Origin of the sequence: Pseudomonas helleri, from assembly GCF_045830615.1 — a bacterium.
Taxonomy (GTDB): Bacteria; Pseudomonadota; Gammaproteobacteria; order Pseudomonadales; family Pseudomonadaceae; genus Aquipseudomonas; species Aquipseudomonas helleri.
This window is the reverse complement of record NZ_CP174501.1, coordinates 3,051,081-3,077,255: the sequence shown is the minus strand read 5'-3', so window position 1 is coordinate 3,077,255 and position 26,175 is coordinate 3,051,081. Positions and strand designations below refer to the sequence as shown.

The 26,175-nt window shown below is 59.3% G+C and carries 21 protein-coding genes; 8 read left to right on the top strand and 13 right to left on the bottom strand.

Annotated elements, in window-relative coordinates; genetic code table 11:
* Window positions 1-198 precede the first annotated feature (198 nt).
* From paaK to paaF, 6 genes are all read right to left on the bottom strand, one after another.
* Window positions 199-1,524 (bottom strand): phenylacetate--CoA ligase PaaK, encoded by a 1,326-nt coding sequence (gene paaK / locus ACJJU9_RS13670; RefSeq protein WP_153391053.1) that lies wholly within the window; start codon window positions 1,522-1,524, stop codon window positions 199-201.
* 102 nt (window positions 1,525-1,626) lie between these two features.
* A complete protein-coding gene (pcaF, locus tag ACJJU9_RS13665) occupies window positions 1,627-2,838 on the bottom strand; it encodes a 3-oxoadipyl-CoA thiolase (RefSeq protein ID WP_407728735.1) in 1,212 nt (403 codons plus the stop codon).
* On the bottom strand, window positions 2,831-3,280 hold the full coding sequence (gene paaI, locus ACJJU9_RS13660) for a hydroxyphenylacetyl-CoA thioesterase PaaI (protein ID WP_153332075.1): 450 nt from the start codon (window positions 3,278-3,280) through the stop codon (window positions 2,831-2,833). The genes pcaF and paaI overlap by 8 nt, the downstream gene beginning before the upstream one ends.
* Complete coding sequence (gene paaH, locus ACJJU9_RS13655) at window positions 3,273-4,790, bottom strand: 3-hydroxyacyl-CoA dehydrogenase PaaH (protein ID WP_407728734.1); 1,518 nt, start codon at window positions 4,788-4,790, stop codon at window positions 3,273-3,275. The genes paaI and paaH overlap by 8 nt, the downstream gene beginning before the upstream one ends.
* 2 nt (window positions 4,791-4,792) lie before the next feature.
* Window positions 4,793-5,584 (bottom strand): 2-(1,2-epoxy-1,2-dihydrophenyl)acetyl-CoA isomerase PaaG, encoded by a 792-nt coding sequence (paaG, locus tag ACJJU9_RS13650; protein ID WP_048372756.1) that lies wholly within the window; start codon window positions 5,582-5,584, stop codon window positions 4,793-4,795.
* A gap of 40 nt (window positions 5,585-5,624) precedes the next feature.
* Window positions 5,625-6,398, bottom strand: a complete 774-nt coding sequence (gene paaF / locus ACJJU9_RS13645; protein WP_153332073.1) for a 2,3-dehydroadipyl-CoA hydratase PaaF — start codon at window positions 6,396-6,398, stop codon at window positions 5,625-5,627.
* Window positions 6,399-6,768: 370 nt separating this feature from the next.
* Here paaF and paaY point away from each other — a divergent pair, with 370 nt between their 5' ends.
* The 3 genes from paaY (at window position 6,769) to feaR (ending at window position 9,342) form a co-directional block, all read left to right on the top strand.
* Complete coding sequence (gene paaY / locus ACJJU9_RS13640) at window positions 6,769-7,365, top strand: phenylacetic acid degradation protein PaaY (RefSeq protein WP_153351114.1); 597 nt, start codon at window positions 6,769-6,771, stop codon at window positions 7,363-7,365.
* 55 nt (window positions 7,366-7,420) lie between these two features.
* Window positions 7,421-8,344: a phenylacetic acid degradation operon negative regulatory protein PaaX gene (paaX, locus tag ACJJU9_RS13635; RefSeq protein ID WP_153332071.1), complete on the top strand. Its 924-nt coding sequence runs from the start codon at window positions 7,421-7,423 to the stop codon at window positions 8,342-8,344.
* 83 nt (window positions 8,345-8,427) lie between these two features.
* Window positions 8,428-9,342 (top strand): transcriptional regulator FeaR, encoded by a 915-nt coding sequence (gene feaR, locus ACJJU9_RS13630; protein ID WP_048372766.1) that lies wholly within the window; start codon window positions 8,428-8,430, stop codon window positions 9,340-9,342.
* Window positions 9,343-9,391: 49 nt separating this feature from the next.
* On the opposite strand, the gene tynA is transcribed toward feaR, so the two are convergent.
* Entirely contained in the window at window positions 9,392-11,680 is a 2,289-nt protein-coding gene (gene tynA, locus ACJJU9_RS13625; protein WP_407728733.1) for a primary-amine oxidase, read from the bottom strand.
* A gap of 292 nt (window positions 11,681-11,972) precedes the next feature.
* On the opposite strand from tynA, the gene ACJJU9_RS13620 reads away from it, so the two are divergent.
* Window positions 11,973-13,463 carry an aldehyde dehydrogenase family protein gene (locus ACJJU9_RS13620; protein WP_123749384.1) on the top strand — a complete coding sequence of 497 codons (1,491 nt, stop codon included), beginning with the start codon at window positions 11,973-11,975 and terminating at the stop codon, window positions 13,461-13,463.
* A 28-nt stretch (window positions 13,464-13,491) separates the two neighbouring features.
* On the opposite strand, the gene ACJJU9_RS13615 is transcribed toward ACJJU9_RS13620, so the two are convergent.
* Genes ACJJU9_RS13615 through ACJJU9_RS13605 form a run of 3 tightly spaced genes read right to left on the bottom strand, consistent with a single transcriptional unit; the run spans window position 13,492 to window position 16,376 of the window.
* A complete protein-coding gene (locus tag ACJJU9_RS13615) occupies window positions 13,492-14,409 on the bottom strand; it encodes a DMT family transporter (RefSeq protein ID WP_407728732.1) in 918 nt (305 codons plus the stop codon).
* 2 nt (window positions 14,410-14,411) lie between these two features.
* Complete coding sequence (locus ACJJU9_RS13610; RefSeq protein ID WP_407728731.1) at window positions 14,412-15,371, bottom strand: 2OG-Fe(II) oxygenase; 960 nt, start codon at window positions 15,369-15,371, stop codon at window positions 14,412-14,414.
* Window positions 15,372-15,395: 24 nt separating this feature from the next.
* Window positions 15,396-16,376 carry a hypothetical protein gene (locus tag ACJJU9_RS13605; protein WP_153332066.1) on the bottom strand — a complete coding sequence of 327 codons (981 nt, stop codon included), beginning with the start codon at window positions 16,374-16,376 and terminating at the stop codon, window positions 15,396-15,398.
* A gap of 162 nt (window positions 16,377-16,538) precedes the next feature.
* On the opposite strand from ACJJU9_RS13605, the gene ACJJU9_RS13600 reads away from it, so the two are divergent.
* Complete coding sequence (locus tag ACJJU9_RS13600) at window positions 16,539-17,387, top strand: LysR substrate-binding domain-containing protein (protein ID WP_048390670.1); 849 nt, start codon at window positions 16,539-16,541, stop codon at window positions 17,385-17,387.
* Here the strand turns inward: ACJJU9_RS13600 and ACJJU9_RS13595 are convergent.
* Both ACJJU9_RS13595 and ACJJU9_RS13590 read right to left on the bottom strand, forming a co-directional pair.
* Entirely contained in the window at window positions 17,381-18,871 is a 1,491-nt protein-coding gene (locus ACJJU9_RS13595; protein ID WP_407728730.1) for a M81 family metallopeptidase, read from the bottom strand. The two genes, ACJJU9_RS13600 and ACJJU9_RS13595, sit on opposite strands and share 7 nt — an antisense overlap.
* 29 nt (window positions 18,872-18,900) lie before the next feature.
* On the bottom strand, window positions 18,901-20,205 hold the full coding sequence (locus ACJJU9_RS13590; RefSeq protein WP_153427921.1) for an MFS transporter: 1,305 nt from the start codon (window positions 20,203-20,205) through the stop codon (window positions 18,901-18,903).
* Between the two features lie 125 nt (window positions 20,206-20,330).
* Between ACJJU9_RS13590 and ACJJU9_RS13585 the strand changes: the two genes are divergently transcribed.
* Window positions 20,331-21,242, top strand: coding sequence for a LysR family transcriptional regulator (locus ACJJU9_RS13585; protein ID WP_407728729.1), 912 nt, complete (start codon window positions 20,331-20,333; stop codon window positions 21,240-21,242).
* Here the strand turns inward: ACJJU9_RS13585 and ACJJU9_RS13580 are convergent.
* Entirely contained in the window at window positions 21,236-22,144 is a 909-nt protein-coding gene (locus ACJJU9_RS13580; protein ID WP_407728728.1) for a LysR substrate-binding domain-containing protein, read from the bottom strand. The genes ACJJU9_RS13585 and ACJJU9_RS13580 overlap by 7 nt on opposite strands.
* Window positions 22,145-22,331: 187 nt before the next feature.
* Here ACJJU9_RS13580 and ACJJU9_RS13575 point away from each other — a divergent pair, with 187 nt between their 5' ends.
* Window positions 22,332-23,369 (top strand): D-cysteine desulfhydrase family protein, encoded by a 1,038-nt coding sequence (locus ACJJU9_RS13575; RefSeq protein ID WP_407728727.1) that lies wholly within the window; start codon window positions 22,332-22,334, stop codon window positions 23,367-23,369.
* 119 nt (window positions 23,370-23,488) lie between these two features.
* Window positions 23,489-26,161, top strand: coding sequence for an alpha-ketoglutarate dehydrogenase (gene mdeB / locus ACJJU9_RS13570; protein ID WP_407728726.1), 2,673 nt, complete (start codon window positions 23,489-23,491; stop codon window positions 26,159-26,161).
* Window positions 26,162-26,175: the final 14 nt, after the last annotated feature.

Sequence of the window (26,175 nt, the reverse complement as noted above, 5' to 3'; positions counted from 1 at the left end):
ACAAAAATTAATATCAAACAGAAAATACTTTGTTCTATTTATTTTTGTATCGCTTTCGATGTGTTTGGGTTTTTGCCAGGCGAAAAAAAGCCCCGCAAAAGCGGGGCTGTACGTCAATCATCTGTAGGAGCGAGCTTGCCTCGCGATCTTTTGATGCTGAAAAGATCGCGAGGCAAGCTCGCTCCTACAGGCCGGTGGTCAGGCTTTAGGGCGTTTGTCGATCACGTGGCAGGCTTTGCCTTCCGAGCGCTTGAGCGAATGAAGCGGCTGCAAAACGATACGGGAACTGATGCCGATATGGGTTTTGATATGTCGGCTCAGCTCGTTGGTTACGGCGCTCTGTTGTTCGCTGCTGAGGTGTTGATGCTCGGCTTTAAGCTCTACATGCACGTCCACGCTGTCGAGATTGCCATTGCGATACAGATGAATCTCATAGCTCTCGCAAAGTTGTTTTACTTTGAGTACTTGTTCCTCGACCTGGGTCGGGAACACGTTGACCCCGCGAATGATCAGCATGTCATCGCTGCGCCCGGTGATTTTGTCGATGCGCCGCATGGGCCGCGCCGTGCCTGGCAGCAGGCGCGTGAGGTCGCGGGTGCGGTAGCGGATCATGGGCAGCGCCTCCTTGCTCAGGGAGGTGAACACCAGTTCGCCCATTTGCCCGTCTGGCAGCACCTCGCCGGTGACCGGGTCGATGATTTCGGGGTAGAAGTGGTCTTCCCAAATGGTCGGGCCGTCTTTGCTTTCTGCGCACTCCATGGCAACGCCGGGGCCCATGATTTCCGAGAGGCCGTAGATGTCCAGTGCGGTGATGCCCAGTCGCGCTTCGATGGCGCTGCGCAGTTCGCCGGTCCACGGCTCGGCGCCGAAGATCCCCAGGCGCAAGGCCAGCTTGTGCGGGTCGATGCCCTGGCGTTCCAGCTCATCGGCAATATTGAGCATGTACGAGGGGGTGACCATGATGATGTCCGGCTGGAAATCCTTGATCAGTTGCACTTGCTTTTCGGTTTGCCCGCCGGACATCGGGATCACTGTGCAGCCCAGGCGTTCGGCCCCGTAGTGAGCGCCAAGACCGCCGGTAAACAGGCCGTAACCATAGGAAATATGCACCTTGTCGCCTCGCTGGCCGCCAGCGGCGCGAATCGAGCGGGCAACCACATTGGCCCAGGTGTCGATGTCGTTCTGGGTATAGCCCACCACCGTTGGTTTGCCGGTGGTGCCGCTGGAGGCGTGCAGGCGTACGACCTCATTCATGGGCACGGCAAACATGCCGTACGGGTAACTGTCGCGCAGGTCGTTCTTGGTGGTGAAGGGGAACTTGGCCAGATCCGCCAGAGACGTGACGTCGTTGGGGTGAATGCCCAGTGCATCGAAGCGCTGACGGTAAAGCGGCACGTTGTTGTAGGCGTGGCCCAGGCTCCAGCGCAGGCGTTCGAGCTGGTGTTCTCGCAATTGATCGACGCTGGCAGTTTCCATCGGGTCCAACAGCGGGTTAAGCACGGTCGTTGACATTGGCATGTTCATAAGTTCACTCGAATTATTTTTGTCTATCAGCCCGGCTTAAATGTCGGGCCTTGAGTGCATGCCCCAAGGATACCGCTCGGCTCCCCGGGAATCGCGAATCTTTTAGTCGCCCAGGCGTTCGATGATCAGCGCTATGCCCTGGCCGACGCCGATACACATGGTGCACAGGGCATAGCGGCCATGACGTTCTTCCAGTTCATGCAGGGCGGTGGTGACCAGTCGCGCACCACTCATGCCCAGCGGGTGGCCCAGGGCAATGGCGCCGCCATTGGGGTTTACCCGTGGGTCGTTGTCGGCCAGGCCCAACTCGCGCAGAACCGCCAGGCCTTGTGCGGCAAAGGCTTCGTTGAGTTCGATTACATCCATATCGGCCAGGTTCAGGTTGGCCAGCTCCAGCACCTTGTGGGTGGCGGGTACCGGGCCGATGCCCATGATGCGCGGTTCAACACCGGCGGCGGCCATTGCCAGCACCCGGGCGCGGGCGACCAAACCGAAGCGCTTGGCCACTGCGGGGCTGGCCAGCAACAGCGCGCAGGCACCGTCATTGACTCCCGAGGCGTTGCCTGCGGTGATGCTGCCGCCTGCACGAAATGGCGTACCGAGTTTTTGCAGTTGTTCGAGGGTGGTATCACCGCGGGGGTGTTCGTCGTGCTCGACCACTTTGGCCGGGCCTTTGCGCTGGGCAATCTGTACCGCGACGATTTCTTTGGCCAAGCGCCCGCTGGCTTGGGCAGCCGCGGCGCGTTGCTGGCTGCGTAAAGCAAAGGCGTCCTGATCGGCTCGGGAGATAGCAAACTGCTCTGCGACGTTTTCAGCGGTTTCGGGCATCGAATCGACGCCGTGAGCCTGCTTCATCAGCGGGTTGATAAAGCGCCAGCCGATGGTGGTGTCGTACAGTTGTGCCTCGCGTGAAAACGCCTGCTCGGCCTTACCCATGACCATGGGCGCGCGGGACATTGACTCAACGCCACCGGCCAGCAGCAAACCGGCTTCACCACAGCGAATGGCGCGGGCGGCGTTGCCGATGGCGTCCAGCCCGGAACCACACAAACGATTGAGAGTGGTGCCCGGCACACTCACTGGCAGCCCGGCGAGCAAGGCCGACATGCGCGCGACGTTGCGATTGTCTTCGCCGGCCTGGTTGGCGCAGCCATAGATCACGTCGTCGACGCTGTTCCAGTCTACTTGCGGGTGACGGCGCAGCAGCTCACGCAGCGGCACCGCGCCAAGGTCGTCGGTGCGCACGCTGCTCAAGGCACCGGCATAACGGCCAATCGGGGTGCGTACCGCGTCGATGATCAAGGCGTCATTCATTGGGGGTCTCCTGCGCCAGCACCGTGCCGCGCACTTTGTAGGATTTGCCATGGAACAGCGCAATCAGCTGGCCCAGTTGGTTGGTAATGCGCACGTCGTAGTTGCCGGTACGCCCGGCGCGGCTTTGCTCGCGGCACTCGGCGCTCAAGGTGTCACCCAGGTGGGCCGGGGCAACGTAGTCGATGCTGCAACCGAGGCCGACGGTGGCATCGTTGTAGCTGTTGCAGGCCAGGGCGAATGCCGAGTCGGCCAAAGCAAACAGGTAGCCGCCGTGGCAGGTGCCGTGCCCCTGGATCATGTCTGCGCGCACGCTCATGCTCACGTGCGCGCAACCGGGTGCTGCTGCCAATAAATGCATGCCCATGGCCTGGCTGGCCGCGTCACGCTTGAGCATTGCCTGGGCGCATTGATTGGCCAGGTTCATGGCTTGAAGGTCAGTCATGCAGTGTTCTCCCTTCAGCGACCCGGCGGCGCAGCAGTAACGACGGCCGATAGCGGTCTTCGCCGTACGTGGCTTGCAGGTTGTGCAGCACCCGCAGCACATAGGCCGGGCCGATGGCGTCAGCCCAGGCCAGCGGACCTTGGGGGTAGTTGACGCCAGCGCGCATCGCCAGATCGATGTCAGCGGCTGATGCCACGCCTTGTAGCAGCGCGTCGGCAGCCTCGTTGGCCAGCATGGTCACGGTGCGCAACACCGCCAGCGCCGGGGTGTCACTGAGCAGGCTGACGTGCAGCCCGGCCCGTTGCAGCAGCCCCACGCCTTGTTCAAAAGCCTGCGGGTCGATACCGGCGGCGCAACTGATACCAATGCGCGTGGCCTGGCGGTAATCGAAGGCAAGGTCGAGCAGTATCAGATTGCGCAGGCCGTCTTCCTGCGCCCGTTGGCACGCCATGCGCCCGTCACTCAGGGCCAGTACCGCATCGCCAACTCGCAGCAGGCCGCCCCCGTCACGGCGGATGACCTTCACGCCCTGGCCTTGCAAGCGGCTGAGCAGCGGTTGCGCAGCGCCCAGATCGCCCTCGACCACGCAGGTGTGAGGAGCTGGAGCATCGGGCAGGGTGCTGGGGCCGGGGCGTTCGGCCTGCTCGCTGTAGCAGTAGAAACCCTGACCGCTTTTGCGCCCCAAGCGTCCTGCGTCGACCAGCGCTTTTTGCGCCAGTGATGGCTGAAAGCGCGGGTCGCCGTAATAGGCGTCGAACACCGAGCAGGTGACTGCGTAGTTGACGTCATGGCCGATCAGGTCGGTCAATTCGAACGCGCCCATGGCGAAGCCACCGGTCTCACGCAGCAGCGCATCGAGCGTCGGGCAATCGGCTGCGCCTTCTTGCAGCAGGCGCAGGCTTTCGGCGTAAAACGGCCGGGCGACACGGTTAACAATAAATCCGGGCGTGGAGCGCGTGTGCACCGGTTTTTTGCCCCAGGCCTTGGCGGTGTCGTACAAGCAGTCGGCGAGCGCCGGGTCGCTGGCCACGCCACACACCACTTCCACCAGCGCCATGACCGGCGCCGGGTTGAAAAAATGCAGGCCGAGCAGGCGGTGCGGGTGCTTGAGTGGCGCGGCGATGGCGGTGATCGACAGTGACGAGGTGTTACTGGCGAACACGCACTGCGCACTGCACACGCTCTCCAGCTGCACAAACAGCGCGCGCTTGGCCTCGAGGTTCTCGGCAATGGCTTCGATGACCAATGCGCAGTCAGCCAGCGTTTGTGCGCTGTCGACCGGGTGCAGGCGGGCGAGGGTGGCGTCGCGGGCTTCGGCGGCAAGCTTACCGTTTTCGACGCGTTTGCCCAGTTGCCGATCGATGTTGTCAATGGCCTGGGCAGCAGCGCCCGGACGGTTGTCCAGCAACAGCACCTGATGGCCGGCCTGTGCTGCGACCTGGGCGATCCCGGCGCCCATGGCCCCGGCGCCAATCACGCCGATGCGAGCATTGAGGTTGAGTGCGCTCATGGCTAGCACCCCTTGAAACGCGGGCTGCGTTTTTCCATGAAGGCGCTGACGCCTTCACGGTAATCGTCGCTGCGCCCGGCCAGGCGTTGCAGGTCTTTTTCCAGCTCCAATTGTTCATCGAAGGTGTTGCTCAGGCTGGCATTGAGGCTGCGCTTGATCAGCGCCAGGCCATAGGTCGGTTGCGTGGCCAGGTGGCGGGCGAGGATCAGGGCTTCGTTGCGCAGTTCAGCATCGTCTACACAGCGGTAGATCAAGCCCCATTGTTCCGCTTGTTCGGCACTCAGTTTGTTGCCCAGCAGGGCCAGGGCCTTGGCCCGTGCCATGCCGACCAGACGGGGTAAGGTCCAGGTGCCGCCGGAATCCGGGATCAGGCCAATTTTGCAGAACGCTTGAATAAAGCTGGCCGAACGCGCCGCCAGCACCAGGTCGCAGGCCAGCGGGATATTGGCCCCGGCTCCGGCTGCCACGCCATTTACGGCGCAGATCACCGGCATGGGCAGGTCGCGCAGTTGGCGGATCAGCGGGTTGTAGAATTTCTCGATGGACAGCCCCAGGTCCGGCACTTCGCTGCCGGGCGCCACATTGCGGTCGCTGAGGTCTTGCCCGGCGCAAAAGCCGCGGCCTTCACCGGTCAGCAGCAATACCCGCACTTCGGGGTTTTGCCGCACCTGTTTCAGGGCTTCCTTGACCTCGCCGTGCATCTGCGTGTTGAAGCTGTTGAGCTGCTCGGGGCGGTTGAGGCTGAGCAGCGCAACGCCGGCCTCAATGGAAAACACAATGTGTTCGAAAGTCATGGTCTTGATGCTCGCTTGAGTAGTCGTTCGAGTGCGCGGTTTATTCGCCGGTGAAGGCCGGTCGGCGCTTTTCCTGGAAGGCGCGGATGCCTTCATCGCGGTCACGCGTGCCGGCCAGCAGGGTGAAGGCATGGCGCTCCAGGCGCAGACCGCTGGCAAGGTCGGTGTCCATTGCCTTGAGCAGCGCTTCTTTGGCCAGACGCACGGCCAGCGGCGCCTTGGTGGCGATGCTGTGGGCGATGTGCAGGGCGCGTTCGACAGTGAATTCGGGCTGGGTCACTTCACTCACCAATCCTGAACGCTGGGCCTGGCGGGCGCTGATCGGCTCGCCCGTGAGGACCATTTGCATGGCCATCGACTTGCCCACGGCGCGCAGCAGACGTTGGGTGCCCCCCGCGCCGGGCATGATCCCCAGGTTGATTTCCGGCTGGCCGAAGCGTGCGTCTTCACCCGCGATGATGATGTCGGCATGCATTGCCAGCTCGCAGCCACCGCCCAGGGCAAACCCGTTAACCGCTGCAATCAACGGCTTGCTGAAACGAGTGAGGGTCTGCCAGGACGCCTGACGCGGGTCGTCGAGGATGCCGACCAGATTGCGTTCGGCCATCTCGTTGATGTCGGCGCCTGCGGCAAAGGCCTTGGCGCTGCCGGTGATAACCACCGCGTGGGTGTTGTGATCGCTTTGCGCAGCGTTCAGTTCGTCTGCCAGTTCGCCGAGCAATTGGGTGGTCAGGGCGTTCAAGGCTTGCGGGCGCTGCAAGGTAATCAAACGCACGCCGGGCTCGATGAACTCGACGGCAAGGGTTAGTGGCATGGCGGATGCCCTCACGGTGCACGCTCGGCGGTCAGCCGGCTCATTATTGGATCGGCCTGAGGGGCCGGTTTTGCCCAAGTATAGCTTTGACGTGATACACAAATGCAACGATAAAATTAATTTAACGTGTCTTATTATGCTGCTTTGAATTTTTGTGTAGCGCTTTTTTATGAGGATTTATGACCTGAGAGCCGCGATTTAATAGGCTTTTAAGGCGTTGTATGGCCGGCTTTACGGGGTTGCTGGTGAGAGGTTTTTAAGTGATACGCTTTTTTGTAAATTGTGATTACAAAAGTGATGTGATACAAAATGCCCGAACATTGGCATCGCTTTGCGAATACGCCAGGCACTGAGTCAAAAGGAAGCGTTCATGACCTGTTACAGCCTCGATGGCCTGACCCCGGTGGTCGATCCCACCGCCTATGTCCACCCTTCAGCGGTGCTGATCGGCGATGTGATCATTGGCCCGCATTGCTACGTGGGCCCGCTGGCGAGTTTGCGCGGTGATTTCGGGCGGATCGTGCTCGAAGAGGGCGCCAACCTTCAGGACACCTGCGTCATGCATGGTTTTCCGGACAGCGACACAGTCGTGGAGCGCAACGGCCACATCGGCCATGGCGCGGTTTTGCACGGCTGTCGGGTGGGCGCTGATGCGCTGGTGGGGATGAATGCCGTGGTGATGGACCATGCGCGCATCGGTGAGCGCTCATTTGTGTCGGCGGCGGCGTTCGTTAAAGCCGGTTTCGAGTGTCCGCCGCAGTCATTGGTCATGGGCACACCGGCCAGCGTCAAACGCACACTCAGTGATGAAGAAGTGGCCTGGAAGCGCACGGGCACCCTTGAATATCAGCGCCTGGCCCAGCGTTGCCTGACGCAGATGCAAGAATGCGCGCCGCTTGGTGAGCCGGAGCCCGACCGGCCGCGTATCAGCGACAGCGGTTTGCGCCCCAAGCGCAGCGCCCAGTGAACTCTGGCGCCGAATTTTTCGGTATATTCCTTTCTTTTTTCAGCCCGGTACGTCCATGTCGTCCCTGACCCCCTTGAATCAACTGATTACGCGCTTTCAGGAGCAAACGCCGATTCGCGCCAGTTCCCTGATCATCACCTTGTACGGGGATGCCATTGAGCCCCATGGCGGAACGGTCTGGTTGGGGAGTTTGATTCAACTGCTCGAGCCTGTCGGGATCAATGAACGGCTGATCCGCACGTCGATCTTCCGCCTGACCAAGGAAGGCTGGCTGAGCGCCGAAAAAGTCGGCCGACGCAGTTACTACAGCCTCACCGGTGCCGGGCGTCGGCGTTTCGACAAGGCGTTCAAGCGGGTCTACAGCTCGACCGTTCCGGCCTGGGATGGCTCGTGGTGTCTGGTGATGCTCACGCAACTGGCCCAGGACAAGCGCAAACAAGTGCGCGAAGAGCTGGAGTGGCAAGGTTTTGGTGCAATTTCTCCGGTGCTGCTGGCCTGCCCGCGCAGTGATCGTGCCGACGTTAACGCGACCTTGGCCGACCTCGATGCCCAGGAAGACACCATTGTCTTCGAGACCACCGCGCAGGATGTAATGGCCTCCAAGGCCTTGCGTCTGCAGGTTCGTGAAAGCTGGAATATCGAGGAGCTGGCAACCCATTACAGCGAGTTCATCAAGTTGTTCCGACCGCTCTGGCAAGCCCTGCGCGAGCAGGACAATTTGCTGCCGTCAGACTGCTTCCTGGCACGTCTTCTGCTAGTGCATGAGTACCGTAAATTGCTGCTGCGTGACCCGCAGTTGCCAGACGAACTGCTGCCCGGCGACTGGGAGGGCCGGGCTGCACGACAGCTGTGCCGAAATATCTACCGTTTGATCTTCGCCAAGGCGGAGGAGTGGTTGAACAGTGCACTGGAAACGGCCGATGGGCCGTTGCCGGATGTCGGAGAGAGTTTCTATCGGCGTTTTGGCGGGCTTAAATAAGCCGCCATCATCCCAGGAGAGTCGCTGTTCGTTTTAGCGTGGATCAACGTAGATAAAAACAATAAACCTGCGTGAGGCCTCACATGAATTCTTCAATTGCACAGCGCCGTGACGGCTTCGATCAATGGATCCATCAGGTCAACCGCATCTGCGGCGCCTTCAGTGCGCAAACCTTGGGCGATGAGTTTTCCGGTCACATCCGTGAATACCAGAGCGGTGCACTCAAACTCAGCTTTGTCGATGCTTGTCAGGCGCGGTTGTACCGCACGCCAAAGGAAGTCGCAGCGAGCGAAGGCGGCAAGTACTTTGCGGTGTTCCAGCTTGACGGCAGCGCCTGCATGGCGCAGGGCGACAACCGGGTGTCGCTGTGCGCCGGTGACATCACCTTGATCGACGCCTCCCAGCCCAGCGATTTCACCTATCACGAAAACTCCCGGCAGTTGTCATTGATCCTGCCGCACCGGCTGATCGAGCAGTCCTTGCGTTATACCCCGGTCAAGTGCGGCCACTTGATCGGCGCGAAGTCACCCATTGCCACGTTGTCGCACCACTTGATACTGGACGCTGCGCGCCAGACCAACTTGAGCCAGCAGGAAAGCGAAGCGACCCTGGATGCCGTGATCAGCCTGCTGCGCCCGGCCATCAGCCAGAGTGAAGGTGTCGACGATGTGCATGAGCGTATTTTTCGCAAGACCCTCGGCTATATCGATGAGCATATTCGCTCGGAAGACCTCTGCCCCGAACTGCTGGCGCGGGAGGTGGGGGTGTCGATGCGCGGGTTGTACCGGATGTTTGCCCGCAAGGGCCTGGTGGTTGCGCGCTATATCAAAAATCGCCGCCTTGACCTGTGTGCCGAATCCCTTCGTCAGTCGCGTACCGAACAGAAGTTGTCGGCACTGGGCTACTCGTGGGGATTTTCCGATTCGAGCTACTTCTCTACCGCGTTCAAGTCGCGCTTTGGTATTTCGCCTGGTGAATACCGCAAGCAGTACGCCTGAAACAACAATGCCCCCGTCACCACGGTGACAGGGGCATGGCTTATACAGGTTATTTTGCCGTGTTGAGGTTCAGCGTCGGAGTCTCATCGAAGAAGTTCCACGGTTTCAACAGCACGTGTACCCACTCGGTCGGCATGATCGGCCATTCCTCGGCCCTGGCGATGTGGGTTGTACCGGTGGTGAGCCACACCACATTGTCGGTGTTTTCGATGGACTGGTTATCATGGGTGAACTGCCCCAGCCCGGTGTCGGTTTGCGAGCGGTTCGGGTATTTGCCTTCCGGGTACTTTTCGTCCGGGTTGTAGCGCGTCACCCAGAGTTGTTTGTCCATGAAGCTCAAGCGGTGGTAGAGCCATTCGTCCTTGCCGAAGTTGGCGCCCTTGGCCACCGGGTGAGTGCCACCGGCATACGGGATCAGTTGGTAGGACACGGGGTTGCCGACTTTGTTTTCCTTATTAAGGTTGCTCAGCAGGCGCACGGTCGACGGGTCGAATTTTTGTGCAGCTTGCTGTTCGGTGCTGACCACCCGCTGTTCGGTCTGCATGGTGCTGGTGCGTGGGCCGCCACGGTCGTTTGGCGCGATGACCGGGTTTATTTCGACCAGTGAGTTGTTTTCCCCGTCTATGTCCATGTCCAGGCGAAAGTTATAGATGTGCTGGTGGGTGGTGCCGACGATGTTGTGGTCGATCAGGGTGCCGTAGCGAGTGTCTTCCTTGGCGGTTGCTTCATGCATGGTTTTACTTTTCACGCCCTTGACCGCTTCGATACCCGTAGCGCCTACGTCGATGCCAATGGTGCCGTTCTGCTGCAAGACCCAGTCGAAGATGTAGTCGTAGTTGCCCACGGTGCTGATCCAGCGGATCACCAATTCACGGCGCTCGGCGCTCAGGTTGGGCTGGCCCATTTCCTGGTGTTTGTATTCTGGACCGGCGTAACGTTCGAACACAGCGAGGGCGTGAGGGATTGTGGTGGGTGCACCGGTGTAATCAGCAATGGTTGCATCCAGCAGCACGGCATTTTGCGGAGCGTCTTTACCACGGGCAATCGGCGAGGTGAGCGTGCCCATGCCGTAGTCGCCCGAATCCAGATACGCCTTGAAGTACCAGCCTGCGTCCGGATCCCCGTACGGCACGATCATGCCGCCCAGGTTGCCCTCGTACATGATCTTGCGTTTATTGCCCTTGTCGTCATAAGTGACGGTAGACAGGATCGGCCCGACCCGTGAGTCGAGACGCACGTGCAAGTCCCAGTTCTGCCAGTGAATGCTGTTGCCGGTAATGGTGTAGTTCTTGCCCTCCGGCTCGATGATCTCCAGCGGCTTTAGCGCGACGCTCTTGCGATCGCGACCATCGTAGGGGGTGGCTTTTATGGGGACCGGAATCACTCCTCCATCCTCGACCTTGATGAGTTTCTTTTGCTCCAGGTCGACCACCGCGACCAGCCCCTCGATCGGATGGGCCCAGTAGTTGCCGTCACCAACATCGAGGTAGCTGACGATTTTCAGCAGGCGCTTGTCTTGGGTCAGACCGTCCTTGCCGTCGAAATAGCCCACGGTGAGGGGTGTCGTCACCACTTTTTTAATGTCAGTGATGCCACGTTTGGCCAGCGCCTGGGCGTACTCGGGGCTGGTATCGATCACGGACTGCACGGTGGCAAAGTCGTCCAGCAGCACCATGCCGTGAGCGCCTTCAATGGGCTTCCACGACAGCAGGGTTTTGCTGTCCAGATCGACCTGGCCTTCAATCACGTGCTTTGCGTCCAGCACCACGATATTGGCCTGACGCGGCTGTGCAGGTTTTTGCCCGGTGTAGATGAAATTCCACACCTGGTCCTTGGGCGGGGTATGCACCGAGATTTCGGTGAAACGCAAACCCGGTTTGTAGTGCCCGGATGTCTTGATGATCTCGACCGCAGTGTTGATCTCATCCGCGCTCAGCGGGTTGAGCGGGCTGGGGCGGGTTTCGATGACAAATGTTTTGTCCAGACCGGACTGGAACACCTGGTTGATGAAGTCTTTGGACATGAACGCCGTCTTGCCCTTGAACACCACTGGCACCGTCAACTCCATGCGCTTGCCGTTGAGCACGGCGACTTTGCTGTCGGGTTTCACCTTGAGGTAGGCGCCGTCCTTGGCAATCACAAACACATCGGCGTAATCGTCCCATTTGACGGTGGCGCCAAACGCTTCAAGGGTTGACTGCAGCGGCACCATTTCGGCGGCACCGCCATGGGCGTGGGCGTTGGACTGCAAACCGGGCAGGCCTAAGGTGCCCAGGGCAATGGCCAGTGCGAGTCGGGCCAGGGGCGTTCGTTTGAGCAAAGCGGCGGGCGAAAGCATTTCTGATTTCCTTGAGGTAAACCGAGGACAGTGTCAGGCAGCACTTTGCTACAGCGCGTGGAGGGATGCTTTTGGATTCTCGCCAAAATCCTTGTGCTGCGTGCCTGAATTGTCAGGCCGCCTTATTCGCAACCGTTGTTATACCTGCGATCCAGGTTGCGCAACGTTTGGCAAATCAGCCAATACAACTGGCACGCAGGGAAAACCCGGCTTGGCGTCGAGCATCGACAATCGCGTCAACCTTGCCGGTAACAGTGAACGGCTTGCAACTCAATTGAAAGAAAGGTGCTTTATGAGCAACGTTGAAATCCTGCCACAGGTTGCTGCATTCCTCGATCGTCGCCATGGCTGCTTTATTGACGGCCAATGGGTATTGGCAGACGGGCAAACCATTGCAGTACTCAACCCGGCGACGGGTCAAGTGCTGTGCGAAACCCTGGATGCACCGCCACACTTGGTTGAACAGGCCGTACAGTCGTCTCGCGCGGCTTTCAAGTCGGGTGTGTGGTCCGGTTTGCGTCCGGCCGATCGGGAACGGATCCTGCTGAATTTCACTCGCCTGGTTGAAGAACACGCTGAAGAACTGGCGCAGCTTGAAACGCTGAGTCAGGGCAAGTCGATCAATATGGCGCGGGCGCTGGACCTCAATGCCACCGTTGAATTCATGCGTTACATGTCCGGTTGGGCGACGAAAATTGAAGGCCAGACCTTTGATGTGTCGATTCCGCTTCCGCAGGGGGCTAAGTTCACCACGTTTACCAAGCGTGAACCGGTCGGTGTGGTGGTGGGTATCGTGCCGTGGAACTTCCCGCTGATGATCGCTGCCTGGAAACTGATGCCAGCACTGGCCAGCGGTTGCACGGTGATCATTAAACCGGCGATGGAAACCCCGCTGACCGCCATGCGTCTGGCTGAACTGGCGGTTGAGGCGGGTATTCCGGCTGGCGTATTCAACGTGGTGACCGGCGGTGGCGCCTCAGTCGGCGGTAGGTTGACCAGCCATCCACTGGTGAGCAAGGTGTCGTTCACCGGCTCCACCCTTGTGGGCAAAAGTGTCGGCGTGGCTTGCATGGAGAATATGACGCGGTTTGCCCTGGAACTGGGCGGCAAGAACCCGATGATCATCCTGGCCGATGCTGACGTCGAAAAAGCCATCCAGGGCGCGATCCTCGGCGGTCTGTTGAACAATGGCCAGGTGTGTGCTGCGGCATCGCGCTTCTATGTGCACCGCTCGATTCACGATCGTTTTGTCGAAGGGCTCGCCGCTGCAGTCTCGGCGTTGCCGATGGGCGCGGGCATGAATTGCGATGCAGCGATCAATCCTTTGGTGTCGCGTAAACAGCAACAGAGCGTGCTCAAGCACATCGAACTGGCGCGCGAGCAAGGTGCGCGCGTGGTGTTGGGGGGTGAATCGCAGGAAGGCGAGGGGTTCTATGTGCAGCCGACCATCCTCGCAGACATTGACCACAGCATGGCGGTGGCCCGCGAGGAAGTGTTTGGTCCTGTGCTGGCTGTCATGCCGTTTGACGATGAGGACACCGCGATTGAGCTGGCCAACGACAACCGCTATGGCTTGGCTGCCAGCCTCTGGACCAACGACCTGACCAAGGCACTTAACCTGGTGCCACGCATTGAAGCCGGCACCGTGTGGGTCAACGCCCATGTCCTGCTGGACCCGGCGATGCCATTTGGGGGTGTTAAACAATCGGGCATGGGGCGTGAATTTGGCCGTTCGGTGATTGAGGCGTGTACTGAGCTTAAATCGGTGTGCATTGCCCACTGATTGCTCGTCGCCCAGTTTGATTGCCTTCTCACGCTTCACTGCAAACGGCGCAGGCATGGCTGCGCCGCCGGGTAATCAGGACTCCAGTGGCCACCACCAAAATGCCCACGTAGGTGGTCCAGTGCAGGGCGTCGCCAAACATCAGGGCGGCCCACAGCAAGGTGACCGGCGGCTCCAGATAGACCAGCGCCGACACGCGAGTAGCGGACATTCGCTTGAGCAGGGTCCACAGGCTGAGGTAAGCAATAAACGTTGAGAACAGCGTCAACCAGCCGACGGCCACCCAGACATTGGCCTGGGTGGGCACCTGGATGTCATTCAGTGCCAAACCGGCAGCAAACAGCAGGACCAGCGTGGTGGCCGATTGTAGAAACAGTGGCATTAGCTGGCCGTCCTTGCTGTGTCCGGTTGTCAATACCGATTGCTGGCGCTGATACAACGTGGCGATAGACAGGGTGATCGCCGCGATCAATGGCAGGGCATACAGGCCAATGCCGATGTTGTTGTCGGACAGGGCATACTCGCCGCAGATCACGATGCCGACCCCGCTGAATCCGATCACCAGCCCAAGCCATTCTTGCAAGCCGCTGCGCTCGTGGTTGCCCCGTGCGGCCAGGGCGGCGGTGATCAATGGCTGCAGTGCGCAGATAATCGCCGCTATCCCGGCGGGCAGGCCGCCACGTATGGCGATATAGACACTGACCAGGTAAGCGAACTGAGACAGGAAGCCAATAATGGAGTTATAGCGCAACTGTGCCCGGGACAATGCCCACAGTCGCTGCCAGACAAACGGCAGCAAACACGCAGTGACCAGCAGGAACCGCCAGAACAGCAGGTTGATGGCGCCTGCATCTTCAGTGCCCAAGCGGGCGCCGATAAAGCCCGAACTCCAGGACAGGACGAAGACGGCTTGCAGTGAAAACAGATACAGCGTGCTGCGTGACATAGTCAACTCTCTGGATAGCGCAGTTCTTCGAAGGTAATGGGGGCGATACCGATACGTGCGAATTGTCTGGCGGCTGAGCGCTGTAAGGCCCAGCGCAGTTTTAACCAGTTAGGAATGGTCGCGGGGATGCCGTCGTCTGAGGCGAGGTGCCAGAACTGGTTGGAATCTTCACGGGCGTAAGGGCAGTGGAAGGACAGCACCAACGACATGCGTCGGCCGGTGCTTACTGGCCGAACGCCATGAAACAATCGACTGCCATAAATGAATAGCGCATCACCGGGTTCGATCAGCGGGGCGGTTTCGAACGTACGGTGATTAAGGGCGTCGAAAGACTCGACAGTGCTGTTATGAAAGACGAATTCCCCGCCGGTGTAGTCGGACGAGCGCGTCAGCACAATGTTCAGCACATAGTTGGTGCCGTCGGTATGCCACATACCGAGTTGCTGCTGTTCATGCTCAGGCTTGGGATAGAAATAATTGATCTGCGACCGGGCATTGAGCATGGGGTAGGGCACCAAGGGGACGCCCGCAATGCGCGAGATGGCTAACAGGAAGCGGCGACTGTTCATCATGGCGTTGATGAACGGCGATAGCGTGGTGACTGCGCGTGTGCGCCGGGAAATGATCCAGTCGCTGTCATCTGCACGTTCTTCCAGACGCGTGCAGATGTCTTGAAGAATCGCCACGGCTTCGGGCGTGAACAACCGGTGTGCGCAAGCCACTGCGGTGATGGTTTCGGCCGGTATGTCGGGGTGCGGGCTCAAGGCGTAGCCCAGGTCGGCAAGTGTTCGCGCATCGCTGATCGTAAGGTTTGCCTGGCAGAGCAGGTCGTCACGCCAGGGCGCTTGCTCGTCGGCAGCGGGCGAGGCACTGCGCGAGCTTTTTCTCAACGTGGATTTCAGCGCCAGTTTTACTCGCCCGACGCCGCGTTCAAACAGGGGTAGCGGGTCTGTGTGATCCATGGTTCATGGCTCCCTGTGGTGTTGCTATTGGAGGTATTTGGCAATCTGATAGCGCACCGAGCCATCACCGCTGGCGAATTCATCCAGCACGCTGCAGTTGCAGTGTCGGGCTCTGATGCGACGGAACTGTTCTGGGGTGTATTTGAGGCAGATATTGGTCAGCAGGCAGCCTTGTTGGCGTCCCTTCTCAACGGGTTGCAGGGTGACTGCCACATGGATCAGCTCATCCAGCAGTTTGAATCTCACGAGGGTGACAGCATGCTCATCCAGCGGGATGAAGCCTTGCTGCATTGCAACGACCTGCGAAAACCTGATCATGTGCGGGTTGGCATAAAAAGCGTGGATGTTGCTTTGCAGCCCTTCTTCGTAGATCTGCATCTCCGAAATGATGTATGTGGCGTCGCTCGCGAGGCTACGAATGAGTCGTCCGGTGGTCACCGGCAACTCGTTGCCTTCTTGAAAGCCAAGCAAGGTAATCAGGGTAATGTCCTGCTCATGATGCAGGTCGGCACGTTCAACGGTTCGATAGTCGGCGGCGATGTAATTGAAGCTGCCATGCTGTTCCACGATTGGAAACACCGCGTCACGCATTACGCTTTCTGAGGTCTGATTGATGTCGATGGCGGTATAGCGCAGGGAGGTGCAAGCCTCAGTGATCCGCCCTAGCAAGTGTGCGGTCTTGATCGGTTCAGGGCCTAATTCAACATAGTGCACATGGCGATTCTCGCTCAGCAGGGCCAGCCGCTCGGCAAGCGTGCCGAGAATGTCTTTGAGTGCGCCCTGGCCTTGGGCGTCGGCACACAGCCCATCCTCGGCCATGCCTTGCTGATTCAAGGCGCACATGAGCTGAAATATTTGCAAGTTGAAGCGCGAAGGGTTGCCAGAACTGGCCAGGGGGGCGGTCAGGGTCGAGTACTTGGCGTGGTTCTCAACGGTCCATAGTCGGGTGTTCTTATAGCGTTCGGTGCGTATGAGGGCATCTACAACAAAGTCATTCAGGCTCATCGGTGTCACTCCATACGATGGTTTGAGTGGTCTTGTTTGCTCCGGTTGAGGTTGCGCGTGCAGTGGCTGGCATGTGTTGACCCCACCATAGGAGTGGGTGTAAACCCTGTACAGTTGAATAAATCGAATCGCTGGTTCGACATAACGAAATCAGGTGACCTCATGGGCAGAGCCCTCGACATTGATGTGCTCAGAACCTTCCAGGCCGTGGCCAGGTTCAGGCGCTTCAAGGATGCGGCCGATTACGTCCATCGCAGCCCTTCGGCAGTGACAACGCAGATCCAGAAACTTGAGGCAAAGGTTGGGCATCAACTTTTGGTCCGCAACAATCAACTCGTTGAGTTGACGCCTGCAGGGCGGCAACTGTTGGGCGAAACCACGCGTTTTTTGATGGCTCATGACCGGCTGTTGGCAACGTTGTCGCCACAACTGATGACGGGCAAGGTTCGTATGGGAGTGCCGGACGGTTATGCCGAGCAATTGATGGCGGACTTTTTACCGCTGTTCGTCGCGGGCAATCCGGCTCTGGAGCTTGAAGTGGTGGTCAAATCCAGTACTGAACTGCTCGACCTGTTTGCACGCAAGCAACTGGACCTGACCATCGCTGTCAGTCATGAGCAACTGAGCCATGCTGAGCGCCTGCGTTCTACACAGCCGTGCTGGGCGGCGGCTGCTGGCTTCAAGTACGATCCAGATCAGCCTTTGCCCATTGCCCTGCAATTGAGTGGCTGCCCGTACCGGGAGTCAGCGCTGGCGATCTTGAAAGCCGCCGGGATCCGTTACCGGATCCTGCTGGAGAGTGCCAATTCCCACGCTGTATTGGCGTGTGTGAGAAGCGGTTTGGCGTTGGGCATTGTGGAAGCCCAGGGGGCGGCCGATGACGGTTCGCTTATTCTTCAGATGGCGTTGCCTGGCCTGCCTGAGCATCACGTTTATCTGCTGACGGATACGTCCCATCATGCGGCAGTGCATCTGCACGAAATGCTCAGGTCATCCTTTTTGATTCAGTGATGAAACGCAGGCCCGTTGGGCTTTAAGCGGATGCCTTCACGCAACCTTGTCCACGGGATGTCCGCCGGGTCTGCGGTCATCGGACCGGGTGCTTTGGCCACCAGGATGTGCTCGGCGATGGGTTGGAAGTCGGCGCGAAAATGCACGGAGCTTTTGTTGACCAGTACGCTCATTTTTTCAGGGTCGATGCCGGCCAGCCGGTACAGGGTACGGTCCAGCATCTGGCATTTGCCTGAGCTGACGGCAATGCTCACATCGTCGATTTTCAGACCCGCCACCGGGCCGACATCAACGTCCATGCCATTCATCATGGGGCCTTCGAAGCGGCAGCGGCCGTCAGACAGGTGGGTGACTTCAAAGCGGCCTTGTAATGGCTCATCCCCCGGCACGCCGGATTGCCCGCCCAGCGCGATGTCAATAAAACCGCCCAGCCCGGCGGCAATCGCGGCCTGAACGGCCGCAGGATCATAGATCAAACCGATGGCAGCGTTACGCGCCTGGTGGCTTAACAGGGCCTTGAGCATGCCCATGGTATTGCCGTCGCCACCTGCGCCGGGGTTGTCCTGGGTGTCTGCAATCACGATGGGGCGTTGGGCCGACGCTGCCAATGCCATTGCCTGGCGCACGGCATCGTCTGGAAGCAGAAGCGGTACTTCCCACTGATCTTCTTCACTGAGCAGCTTGTCATACAGGGCTCCGACGGCGGCTTGCAGCGCCTGCGGATCCAGCCCATAGCCCCAGATGACCGGCCCGCACTCTTCGAAATCGGCGGCCGGAAAGCCCGGGGTGAAGGACAGCGACAGGCCTTCAGACTCAAGGTGCTCCAGTTGCTGGTAAAGGCTGCGCGCGGGCTCCAGCAGGGTGCACATGCCATTGACCGGAATCAGGAAGGGCAGTCGCAGACTGGCATGCTGCAGTTTCCCGCAACGCAGTCGCAGATCAAGCAGTTGCGCGGCTTTTATGCCGGTTTCAGCCATGTCCACGTGGGGATAGGTTCGAAAGGCAACCATGGCATCGGCCTGTTCGAGCATCAAATCGGTCACGTTGGCGTGTAGGTCCAGTGAGACCACGATCGGTATGTCCGGCCCCACCACGGCACGCAGCCGGCTCAGCAGTGTGCCTTCACCGTCATTGGTATGTTCGGCAACCATGGCGCCATGCAGGTCCAGATAGAGGCCGTCCAGTGTCTGGCTGGCAGCCGCCTGAATGATTTCGTTGGCAATGCGTTCGTAGGCCGCTTGGGTGACATGGGCTGACGGGCTGGCTCCGGACCAGATCACTGGAACCACCTCATAGCCCAGTCGTTCAGCCTCAATCAGAAAGCCGCCTGCGGGGATGTTGACCTCGCGTAATTTCAGCACGTCCGCGCCCCTGACCATTTGCGGGAAACCTTCGCCTCTGACGAAGTTTTCGTATTCTGCTTTGGAGGGCGCGAAGGTATTGGTTTCATGCTGGAAACCAGCCACCAGGATTCGATAGGCCATGACAGTAAAATCACCTTTTTATTATGGGTTTAAACGGTTTGGGTAGACGTTGCTCTTTGCTGGGCGTGTTCAGGTTTATTCGCGGCCAGCAGCACGGCCCCCAGCAGCAGAATCACCGAGATGAACACCAGGCCCGAGTCAGAGTTGCCCGTGGCCGTTTTGACATAGCCCATCAGCGTCGGGCTGAGGAAACCACCGGTAAGCCCGATGGTGTTGATGACGGCAATGCCGCCTGCGGCCGCGTCACCCTTTAAGTGCTGCGATGGGATGGCCCAAAACACTGTGTAGGCTGACCACATCATGGTGGTGGCCAAGGTCAGGAACAGCAGTGATAACCCGAAGTGGGTCTTGTAGATCACCGACGCGGTCAGGCAGATCGCACCTATTAATGCCGGAAGGGCTGTGTGCCAGCGCCGTTCATAGAAACGGTCGGAGGTCCGGGCAAAGATCAGCATGCCCGCCATCGCGCCTATATAAGGAATGGCCGAGTACCAGCCGATCTGCATGGTGTCGTGGATACCTGACTCTTTGATGATGGTCGGCAGCCAGAAACTCATGGCATAGATGCCGCAGATCAAGCAGAAATACCCCGCAGCCATCAGGTAAACCCGTGGGTCTTTCAATACCTGTTTGAACGAATGGTGGTCGCCCCGACCTGTGCCGATGTGCGCCGCCAGTACCTGTTTTTCAGGTTCACTCAACCAGGGCGCGGTGGCCGGTTTGTCACTCAGCACTTTTAGCGCAAGCACGCCCAGCAGCACAGCGGGGATGGCTTCCAGAAAGAACATCCATTGCCAGCCGGACAAACCGTGTACGCCTTCGAACGCAGTCATTAGCCATACCGAGAGCGGCGCGCCAAAGATCCCGCCCAGCGGCGCTGCCAGCATGACGATTGCCAGCACTTGCCCCAGCCGTTCGCGGCCGTACCAATAGGTCAAATAGAACAACATGCCCGGCGCGAATCCGGCCTCAAACACCCCGAGGAAAAAGCGCAAGACGTAAAACGCCCGCTCCGTCTCGACGAACATCATGCAAGCCGACGTGGTGCCCCATAAGATCATCACTCGACTGAGGGTCTTGCGAGCGCCGATCTTGGGTAGCAGCAGATTGCTCGGCGTCTCGAACAAGGCGTAGCCGATAAAAAAGATACCGGCGCCCAGCCCATAAGCGGCATCGGACAAGTTCAGGTCGCTTTGCATTTGCAACTTGGCAAAGCCCACATTGACCCGGTCCAGATACGCCACGAAGTAACACACGAGCAAAAAAGGTAATAACCGCCAGTCAATCTTTCGATAGATGGCTGAAAGCTCACTCGCTGGCTTGCTGCTGTGCATACGGCTCTCCACGGGATCTTTTTATTGTTCGATCGATATTCAAGTGGAAACCTTGCGTGAGCAAGAGCAACTTTTTAATGCTAGCGTTGCTCTGTAAGCAACAGTCATTGAGCAGCAGGTTTATCGTGAGAGATCTGAATCAACGTCGAATGCGCTATTTCTATGAAGTCCTTTCCAGCGGCTCCATTCGCGGGGCGGCGGAGAATCTGAACACCGCACCTTCTGTGATTACCCGGCAAATTCAATTGCTGGAGGAAGAGGTCGGCAGCGTCTTGTTTGAACGGCAAGCCCGCGGTGTGGTGCCGACTGAAGCGGCGCAGTTTCTTCTGGAGTTCTGGCGTGGCTGCCAGGCGCAGCAAGAACACCTCGAAGACCGCTTGCGCGGGCTCAAAGGCTTGAGGGAAGGGGATATCCGGATTGTTATCAGCGAGGGCTTTATCGACTTGCTGATCGATAAGGTCTTGAGTGAATTCACTGACACCTATCCCGGCATTCGTATCACGCTGGACGTGTTGCCGGTCAACAGCGTGCTTGAAGAAGTCGCGCAAAGCACCGCGAGCATTGGCCTGGCCTACAACCCCCCGGCGCACCCTGACGTGACCTATCGCGCGTCGTCCTTGCAGCCGGTTCGTTTACTGATGCGCTCGGGCCATCCGTTGGCGCAGCTCAGCGAGCCGTTGAAGCTGGAAGACATTTTGCGTTACCCGCTGGCAGTGATGCCGTCGGAATACGGTTTGGGGCAAATCATTCAGCTCGTGCTGCATACCGAAAACCTGTCCATTCGCCCGGCCATGGTGACCAACTCCCTGACGGCCCTCAGGCGGTATGTGATGAGCGGTGATGCGGTGACCATGATGAGCGAGTTCTCGGCCTTCAACGACCGGGTCAGCGGTGCGCTGGTGACCCGCTCAATCGATCACCCGCTGTTTCAGAATGTGCATGCCCGGCTGTTGGTCAAGCTCAACAAGCCGCAATCGGTAGGGGCTGAAGAGTTGCTCAAGTGGATCGAGCATCGAACGTCTATTTTCGGTCAGTGAGCGTGTGGCTCAGGCGTGGACGAGCCCAGCCGTTCGCTGATGAACGTGACAAAGGCATTGAGCTTGGGCAGTGATTTTTTTGAGCGCAAATAGACCATTTGCACCGGCTTGGGCTCCGGTGCACAGGCACTCATCAGCGGCACCAGCTCGCCACTGGCCAATGCCGCAGCTACCAGGAAATCGGGCTGCATCAAGATCCCGCAGCCGGCAATGGCCGCTTCAAGCAGCACCTTGCCATCGTTGCTTTTGAGGACCGCCCGCTCGGGCCACGGAACGTCCTTGTTGCCTTGGCGCAAGGGCCAGGCAAAGCGATTGTTCCACGAGGTGTGGGTCAAAATACGGTGTGTAGAAAGGTCCTCCGGGGTCTGCGGTGCCTGCCAGGTGGTGAGGTATTTGGGCGCCGCGCAGATCACCATCCGGTAGGGCGGCAGTGGCCTGCAGACGAGGTTGACGTCCACCCGCTCGGAAATCCTGAAGCCCAGATCAAATGAGCTTTCGTAGAGGTCCACGACCTTATTGCTCAAGATCAGCTCAATCTGAATTTCGGGATACAGCTGCATGAACTCGGTGACGAGTGGACCAATCAACGCGCTGCCCAGGGTCATCGGCGCGGTTACGCGCAGCAGGCCGCTGGGTCTGTCGGTGGAGGCTTCGACGCGCTTGAAGGCGTACTCGATCTGCTCAAGGGCGGTTTTGGCTTCGGCGTAAAACAACCGGCCTTCACCGGTGACGGACTGGCGGCGCGTTGTTCGCTGAATCAGCCTGGTGTTCAAGGCCGTTTCAAGGCTCTGAATATGCCGCCCGACCATGACCGCCGACATGCCCACCTGAACCGCAGCCTCAGCAAAACTGCCCGCCTCGACGACCGCCACAAAGACTTCCATTTGCCTGAGCTTGCTCATAAAAAATGCCTTCTGGCTGGACAGATAAAAAACCAAAAACCCTTATAGCGCAGTTTGCGGCCTGAACAGCAGGCGACATCGATTGCGAACCTCAGGTTATACAAGTACTAACTTTCAGTGCGTTTATTACCCGCTGGTTTGTTCCTATATTAATTAAGAATAAACATCAGCGATGAGGTAACAGAACATGCAAACCAGACTGGACAAGGCTTTGGCGGCCTTTCCCCGGGCAGATGTGTTGCAGGGCGCCACCCGCATTCAACGCGCCGAGCGGCTTGAGCAGGAGTTGGGCTTGCGCGAGCAAGGCGTCGGCCTTTACCTCAAACGTGATGATCACATGCACATCGGCGGTGGCGGCAACAAGCTGCGCAAGCTTGAGTTTCATCTCGGTGCCGCGCTGAAAAACGGTGTTGATACGCTGATTACGGTTGGTGGTATTCAGTCCAACCATGCGCGTTTGACGGCGGCGGTCTGTGCGCGACTGGGCATGGCCTGCGAGTTGATTCTGACCCGCTCGGTGCCCAAGGCCGACACCGATTACGAACTCAACGGCAACGTCTTGCTGGATCAGCTTTTTGGTGCCCGGATACAGGTGCTGGCCAAGGGGGGCGACTCTCTGGCCGCCGCCGAGCACCGGGCCAATGAATTGAGAGCAGCGGGGCGCAACGTCATGGTCATTCCCACTGGCGGCTCGACGCCGTTGGGTAGCCTGGGCTACGCCCGTTGCGCGGCAGAAATCGCGCAGCAAGAGATCGAGTTGGGCGTTCATTTCAGCGAAGTGGTGATCCCCAATGGCAGTGCGGGCACCCATGCCGGGCTCGCGGCAGGCTTTGAGCTGCTGGGGCGTGGGGCTTCGACCGTGAAGTCCTGGTCGGTGCTGGCCGATCAGCAAACCTCTGCAAGCAGGACGCGGCAGCTGACTCAAGAGGCGCTGGCGCTGCTCGGTCATGCAGCCACCCTTGCGCCGCAGGCCATCCATATCGATGGCAGCCAACTGGGGGAAGGCTACGGGCTGCCGACACCGGCGATGATCGAAGCCGTGCACCTGATGGCCCGTTGCGAAGGGCTGCTGGTTGACCCTGTGTACTCGGGCAAGGCCTTCGCAGGCCTGCTGGCCGACCTTCGCCAAGGCCGCTACCGCGCTGGCGATAACGTGCTGTTCGTTATGACCGGCGGCACTCCGGGCCTTTATGCCTACCGCGACACCTTCAGCCAAAGCCTGTAGTCGCTGCAAAGGCACGAGGCTGCGAGAGATGAAACGGCGGTCCTGCGGCCCGCATCGCAGCCTTCGTCCCTCGACAGCGACTACAGCTGCGCCCTCAAATAATAATCAAGGAGGCCACCATGGGTGTGCCAAACGAACGTGTGCCGGTTGACAGTGATCGCGATGAAACCCTGGAGTGGCTGGAGTCGCTGGAGGCCGTGGTTCGGGAGGCTGGCTGCGAGCGCGGCCAGTTTTTACTCAAACAACTGGAGCAACACGCAAGAGCACTTGGCGTCACCGCGCAGGTGCATCCGTACTCGGCCTATCGAAATACCCTTTCGATTGAACGCCAAGGGCCTTACCCGGGCGACCTGGCCGTCGAGGAACGGATTACCGCAATCATTCGCTGGAATGCATTGGCCATGGTGGTGCGCGCCAATCAGGCCTACGGCGAACTGGGCGGGCATATCGCCAGTTACGCCTCTGCCGCTGAAATTTTCGAGGTGGGGTTCAACCATTTTTTCCGTGCCCGTGATGGGCAGCATGGCGGCGATCTGGTGTTTTTCCAGCCGCACTCGGCGCCTGGGGTCTATGCCCGTGCGTTCCTTGAGGGGCGCTTGTCTGAAGAACAACTGGCGAATTATCGTCAGGAAGTCGGCGGCAACGGCCTGAGTTCATATCCGCACCCCTGGTTGATGCCGGACTTCTGGCAATTCCCGACCGGCTCGATGGGCATCGGTCCGATCAGTGCGATCTATCAGGCGCGGTACATGCGTTACCTCGAACACCGCCACTTGGCCGATACCGCCGAGCGCCATGTCTGGGGCGTCTTCGGTGACGGTGAAATGGATGAGCCCGAGTCGATTGCCGGGCTCACGCTCGCGGCGCGGGAGAAGCTCGACAACCTGACCTTTATCGTCAACTGCAACTTGCAGCGTCTGGATGGCCCGGTGCGCGGTAACGGCCAGGTCATTCAAGAACTTGAAGCCCTGTTTACCGGCGCTGGTTGGAATGTGATCAAGGTGATCTGGGGCTCGGACTGGGACCCGCTGTTTGCCCGGGACACCCACAACGCCTTGTTGCAACGCTTCGCCCAGACGGTCGATGGTCAGTATCAGACGTTGGGTTCCAAGGATGGCGCCTACAATTTGCTGCACTTCTTTCAGCAGGATCCGGAGATCCAGGCGCTGGTCTCGCATATGTCGGATGCCGAGATTGATGCCCTCAAGCGTGGCGGGCATGACTTGCGCAAGCTGTATGCCGCGTTCGCCGCCGCCAAGGCGCACAAAGGCCAGCCGACGGTCATCCTCGCCAAGACCAAAAAAGGCTACGGCATGGGCGGCGCGGGGGAGTCACGCATGACCTCGCACCAGGCTAAGAAGCTGGATGTCGATGCGCTCAAGGCGTTTCGGGATCGCTTCGCCTTGCCGCTGTCGGATGATGATGTAGCGCAATTACGCTTTTATCGCCCGGCTGAAGACAGCCAGGAAATGCGCTATCTGCGCGAACGCCGCAGTGCATTGGGTGGTTACCTGCCTGCGCGTAACAAGGGCAGTGAGCACGTCGCCATACCGGCCATGGCGGACTACGCGCGTTTCGCCTTTGAAGCCGATGGCAAGGAAATGTCCACCACCATGGCCGTGGTCCGCATGCTGGGCGGTTTGCTCAAGGACAAAGAGCTGGGGCCGCGAATCGTGCCGATTGTGGCGGATGAAGCGCGCACCTTTGGCATGGCCAATCTGTTTCGTCAGATCGGCATTTACTCGCCGCTGGGCCAGTTGTACGAGCCTGAAGACGCGGGTTCCATGCTCTATTACCGCGAAGCCCGCGATGGCCAGTTGCTGGAGGAGGGCATCACCGAAGCCGGGGCGATTTCTTCGTGGGTGGCGGCTGCGACCTCGTACAGTGCCCATGGCAAGCCGATGCTGGCGTTCTACATCTATTACTCCATGTTTGGTTTTCAGCGGGTTGCGGACTTGATTTGGGCTGCGGCGGACCAACGTGCACGGGGCTTTTTACTCGGCGCCACCGCCGGGCGAACTACCTTGGGCGGCGAAGGGCTGCAGCATCAGGACGGCAGTAGCCACGTGGTGGCGGCCACCGTACCCAACTGCCGCGCCTATGACCCGGCGTTCGCAGGTGAACTGGCGGTGATTGTCGACCATGGCATGCGCCAGATGATGGAGCGCGATGTCGATGAGTTCTATTACATCACCGTGATGAACGAAAACTACGCCCAGCCGTCATTGCCGAGTGGCGTTGAAGCCCAGGTTATCCGCGGTATGTATCGCTATGCACAGACAGAGGCTGATGCGCCCCGTGGTTCGGTTCGGCTGCTGGGCAGCGGGACTATTTTGCGCGAAGTGATCGCCGCGTCTGAAATGCTCGCAACCGACTGGCAGGTTGCGAGTGAGGTGTGGAGCGTCACCAGTTTCAGCGAGCTGGCGCGTGAAGCCCGTGAGGTCGAACGGCACAACCGGCTCAATCCGGCCGCGCCTGAGCAGGTCAGCCATCTGTGCGCGTCGCTGGCTGGCGATGCGCCGGTGATTGCTGCCTCTGACTATGTTCGCGCCTGGCCGCAACTGATCGCCAGTTATGTCGATGCGCGCTTTATTGCGCTGGGCACCGATGGCTTTGGCCGCAGTGATACCCGCGCCGCCTTGCGTGACTTCTTTGAAGTGGACCGTCAGCAGATCGTTTTGGCGGCATTGGACGGCCTGGTGCGTGACGGCCGTTTACCGCGACAGGTGTTGGCTGAGGCCGTTGAGCGTTATGGACTGGGCGGTGATCGTCCCGCGCCCTGGACGCGCTAACGGATGTCTTCCCT

Bases quoted from the DNA above. Each gene is read 5' to 3' on its own strand.
- paaK (WP_153391053.1), bottom strand. From the start codon at position 1,524: ATGAACATGCCAATGTCAACGACCGTGCTTAACCCGCTGTTGGACCCG.
- pcaF (WP_407728735.1), bottom strand. From the start codon at position 2,838: ATGAATGACGCCTTGATCATCGACGCGGTACGCACCCCGATTGGCCGT.
- paaI (WP_153332075.1), bottom strand. From the start codon at position 3,280: ATGACTGACCTTCAAGCCATGAACCTGGCCAATCAATGCGCCCAGGCA.
- paaH (WP_407728734.1), bottom strand. From the start codon at position 4,790: ATGAGCGCACTCAACCTCAATGCTCGCATCGGCGTGATTGGCGCCGGG.
- paaG (WP_048372756.1), bottom strand. From the start codon at position 5,584: ATGACTTTCGAACACATTGTGTTTTCCATTGAGGCCGGCGTTGCGCTG.
- paaF (WP_153332073.1), bottom strand. From the start codon at position 6,398: ATGCCACTAACCCTTGCCGTCGAGTTCATCGAGCCCGGCGTGCGTTTG.
- paaY (WP_153351114.1), top strand. From the start codon at position 6,769: ATGACCTGTTACAGCCTCGATGGCCTGACCCCGGTGGTCGATCCCACC.
- paaX (WP_153332071.1), top strand. From the start codon at position 7,421: ATGTCGTCCCTGACCCCCTTGAATCAACTGATTACGCGCTTTCAGGAG.
- feaR (WP_048372766.1), top strand. From the start codon at position 8,428: ATGAATTCTTCAATTGCACAGCGCCGTGACGGCTTCGATCAATGGATC.
- tynA (WP_407728733.1), bottom strand. From the start codon at position 11,680: ATGCTTTCGCCCGCCGCTTTGCTCAAACGAACGCCCCTGGCCCGACTC.
- ACJJU9_RS13620 (WP_123749384.1), top strand. From the start codon at position 11,973: ATGAGCAACGTTGAAATCCTGCCACAGGTTGCTGCATTCCTCGATCGT.
- ACJJU9_RS13615 (WP_407728732.1), bottom strand. From the start codon at position 14,409: ATGTCACGCAGCACGCTGTATCTGTTTTCACTGCAAGCCGTCTTCGTC.
- ACJJU9_RS13610 (WP_407728731.1), bottom strand. From the start codon at position 15,371: ATGGATCACACAGACCCGCTACCCCTGTTTGAACGCGGCGTCGGGCGA.
- ACJJU9_RS13605 (WP_153332066.1), bottom strand. From the start codon at position 16,376: ATGAGCCTGAATGACTTTGTTGTAGATGCCCTCATACGCACCGAACGC.
- ACJJU9_RS13600 (WP_048390670.1), top strand. From the start codon at position 16,539: ATGGGCAGAGCCCTCGACATTGATGTGCTCAGAACCTTCCAGGCCGTG.
- ACJJU9_RS13595 (WP_407728730.1), bottom strand. From the start codon at position 18,871: ATGGCCTATCGAATCCTGGTGGCTGGTTTCCAGCATGAAACCAATACC.
- ACJJU9_RS13590 (WP_153427921.1), bottom strand. From the start codon at position 20,205: ATGCACAGCAGCAAGCCAGCGAGTGAGCTTTCAGCCATCTATCGAAAG.
- ACJJU9_RS13580 (WP_407728728.1), bottom strand. From the start codon at position 22,144: ATGAGCAAGCTCAGGCAAATGGAAGTCTTTGTGGCGGTCGTCGAGGCG.
- ACJJU9_RS13575 (WP_407728727.1), top strand. From the start codon at position 22,332: ATGCAAACCAGACTGGACAAGGCTTTGGCGGCCTTTCCCCGGGCAGAT.
- mdeB (WP_407728726.1), top strand. From the start codon at position 23,489: ATGGGTGTGCCAAACGAACGTGTGCCGGTTGACAGTGATCGCGATGAA.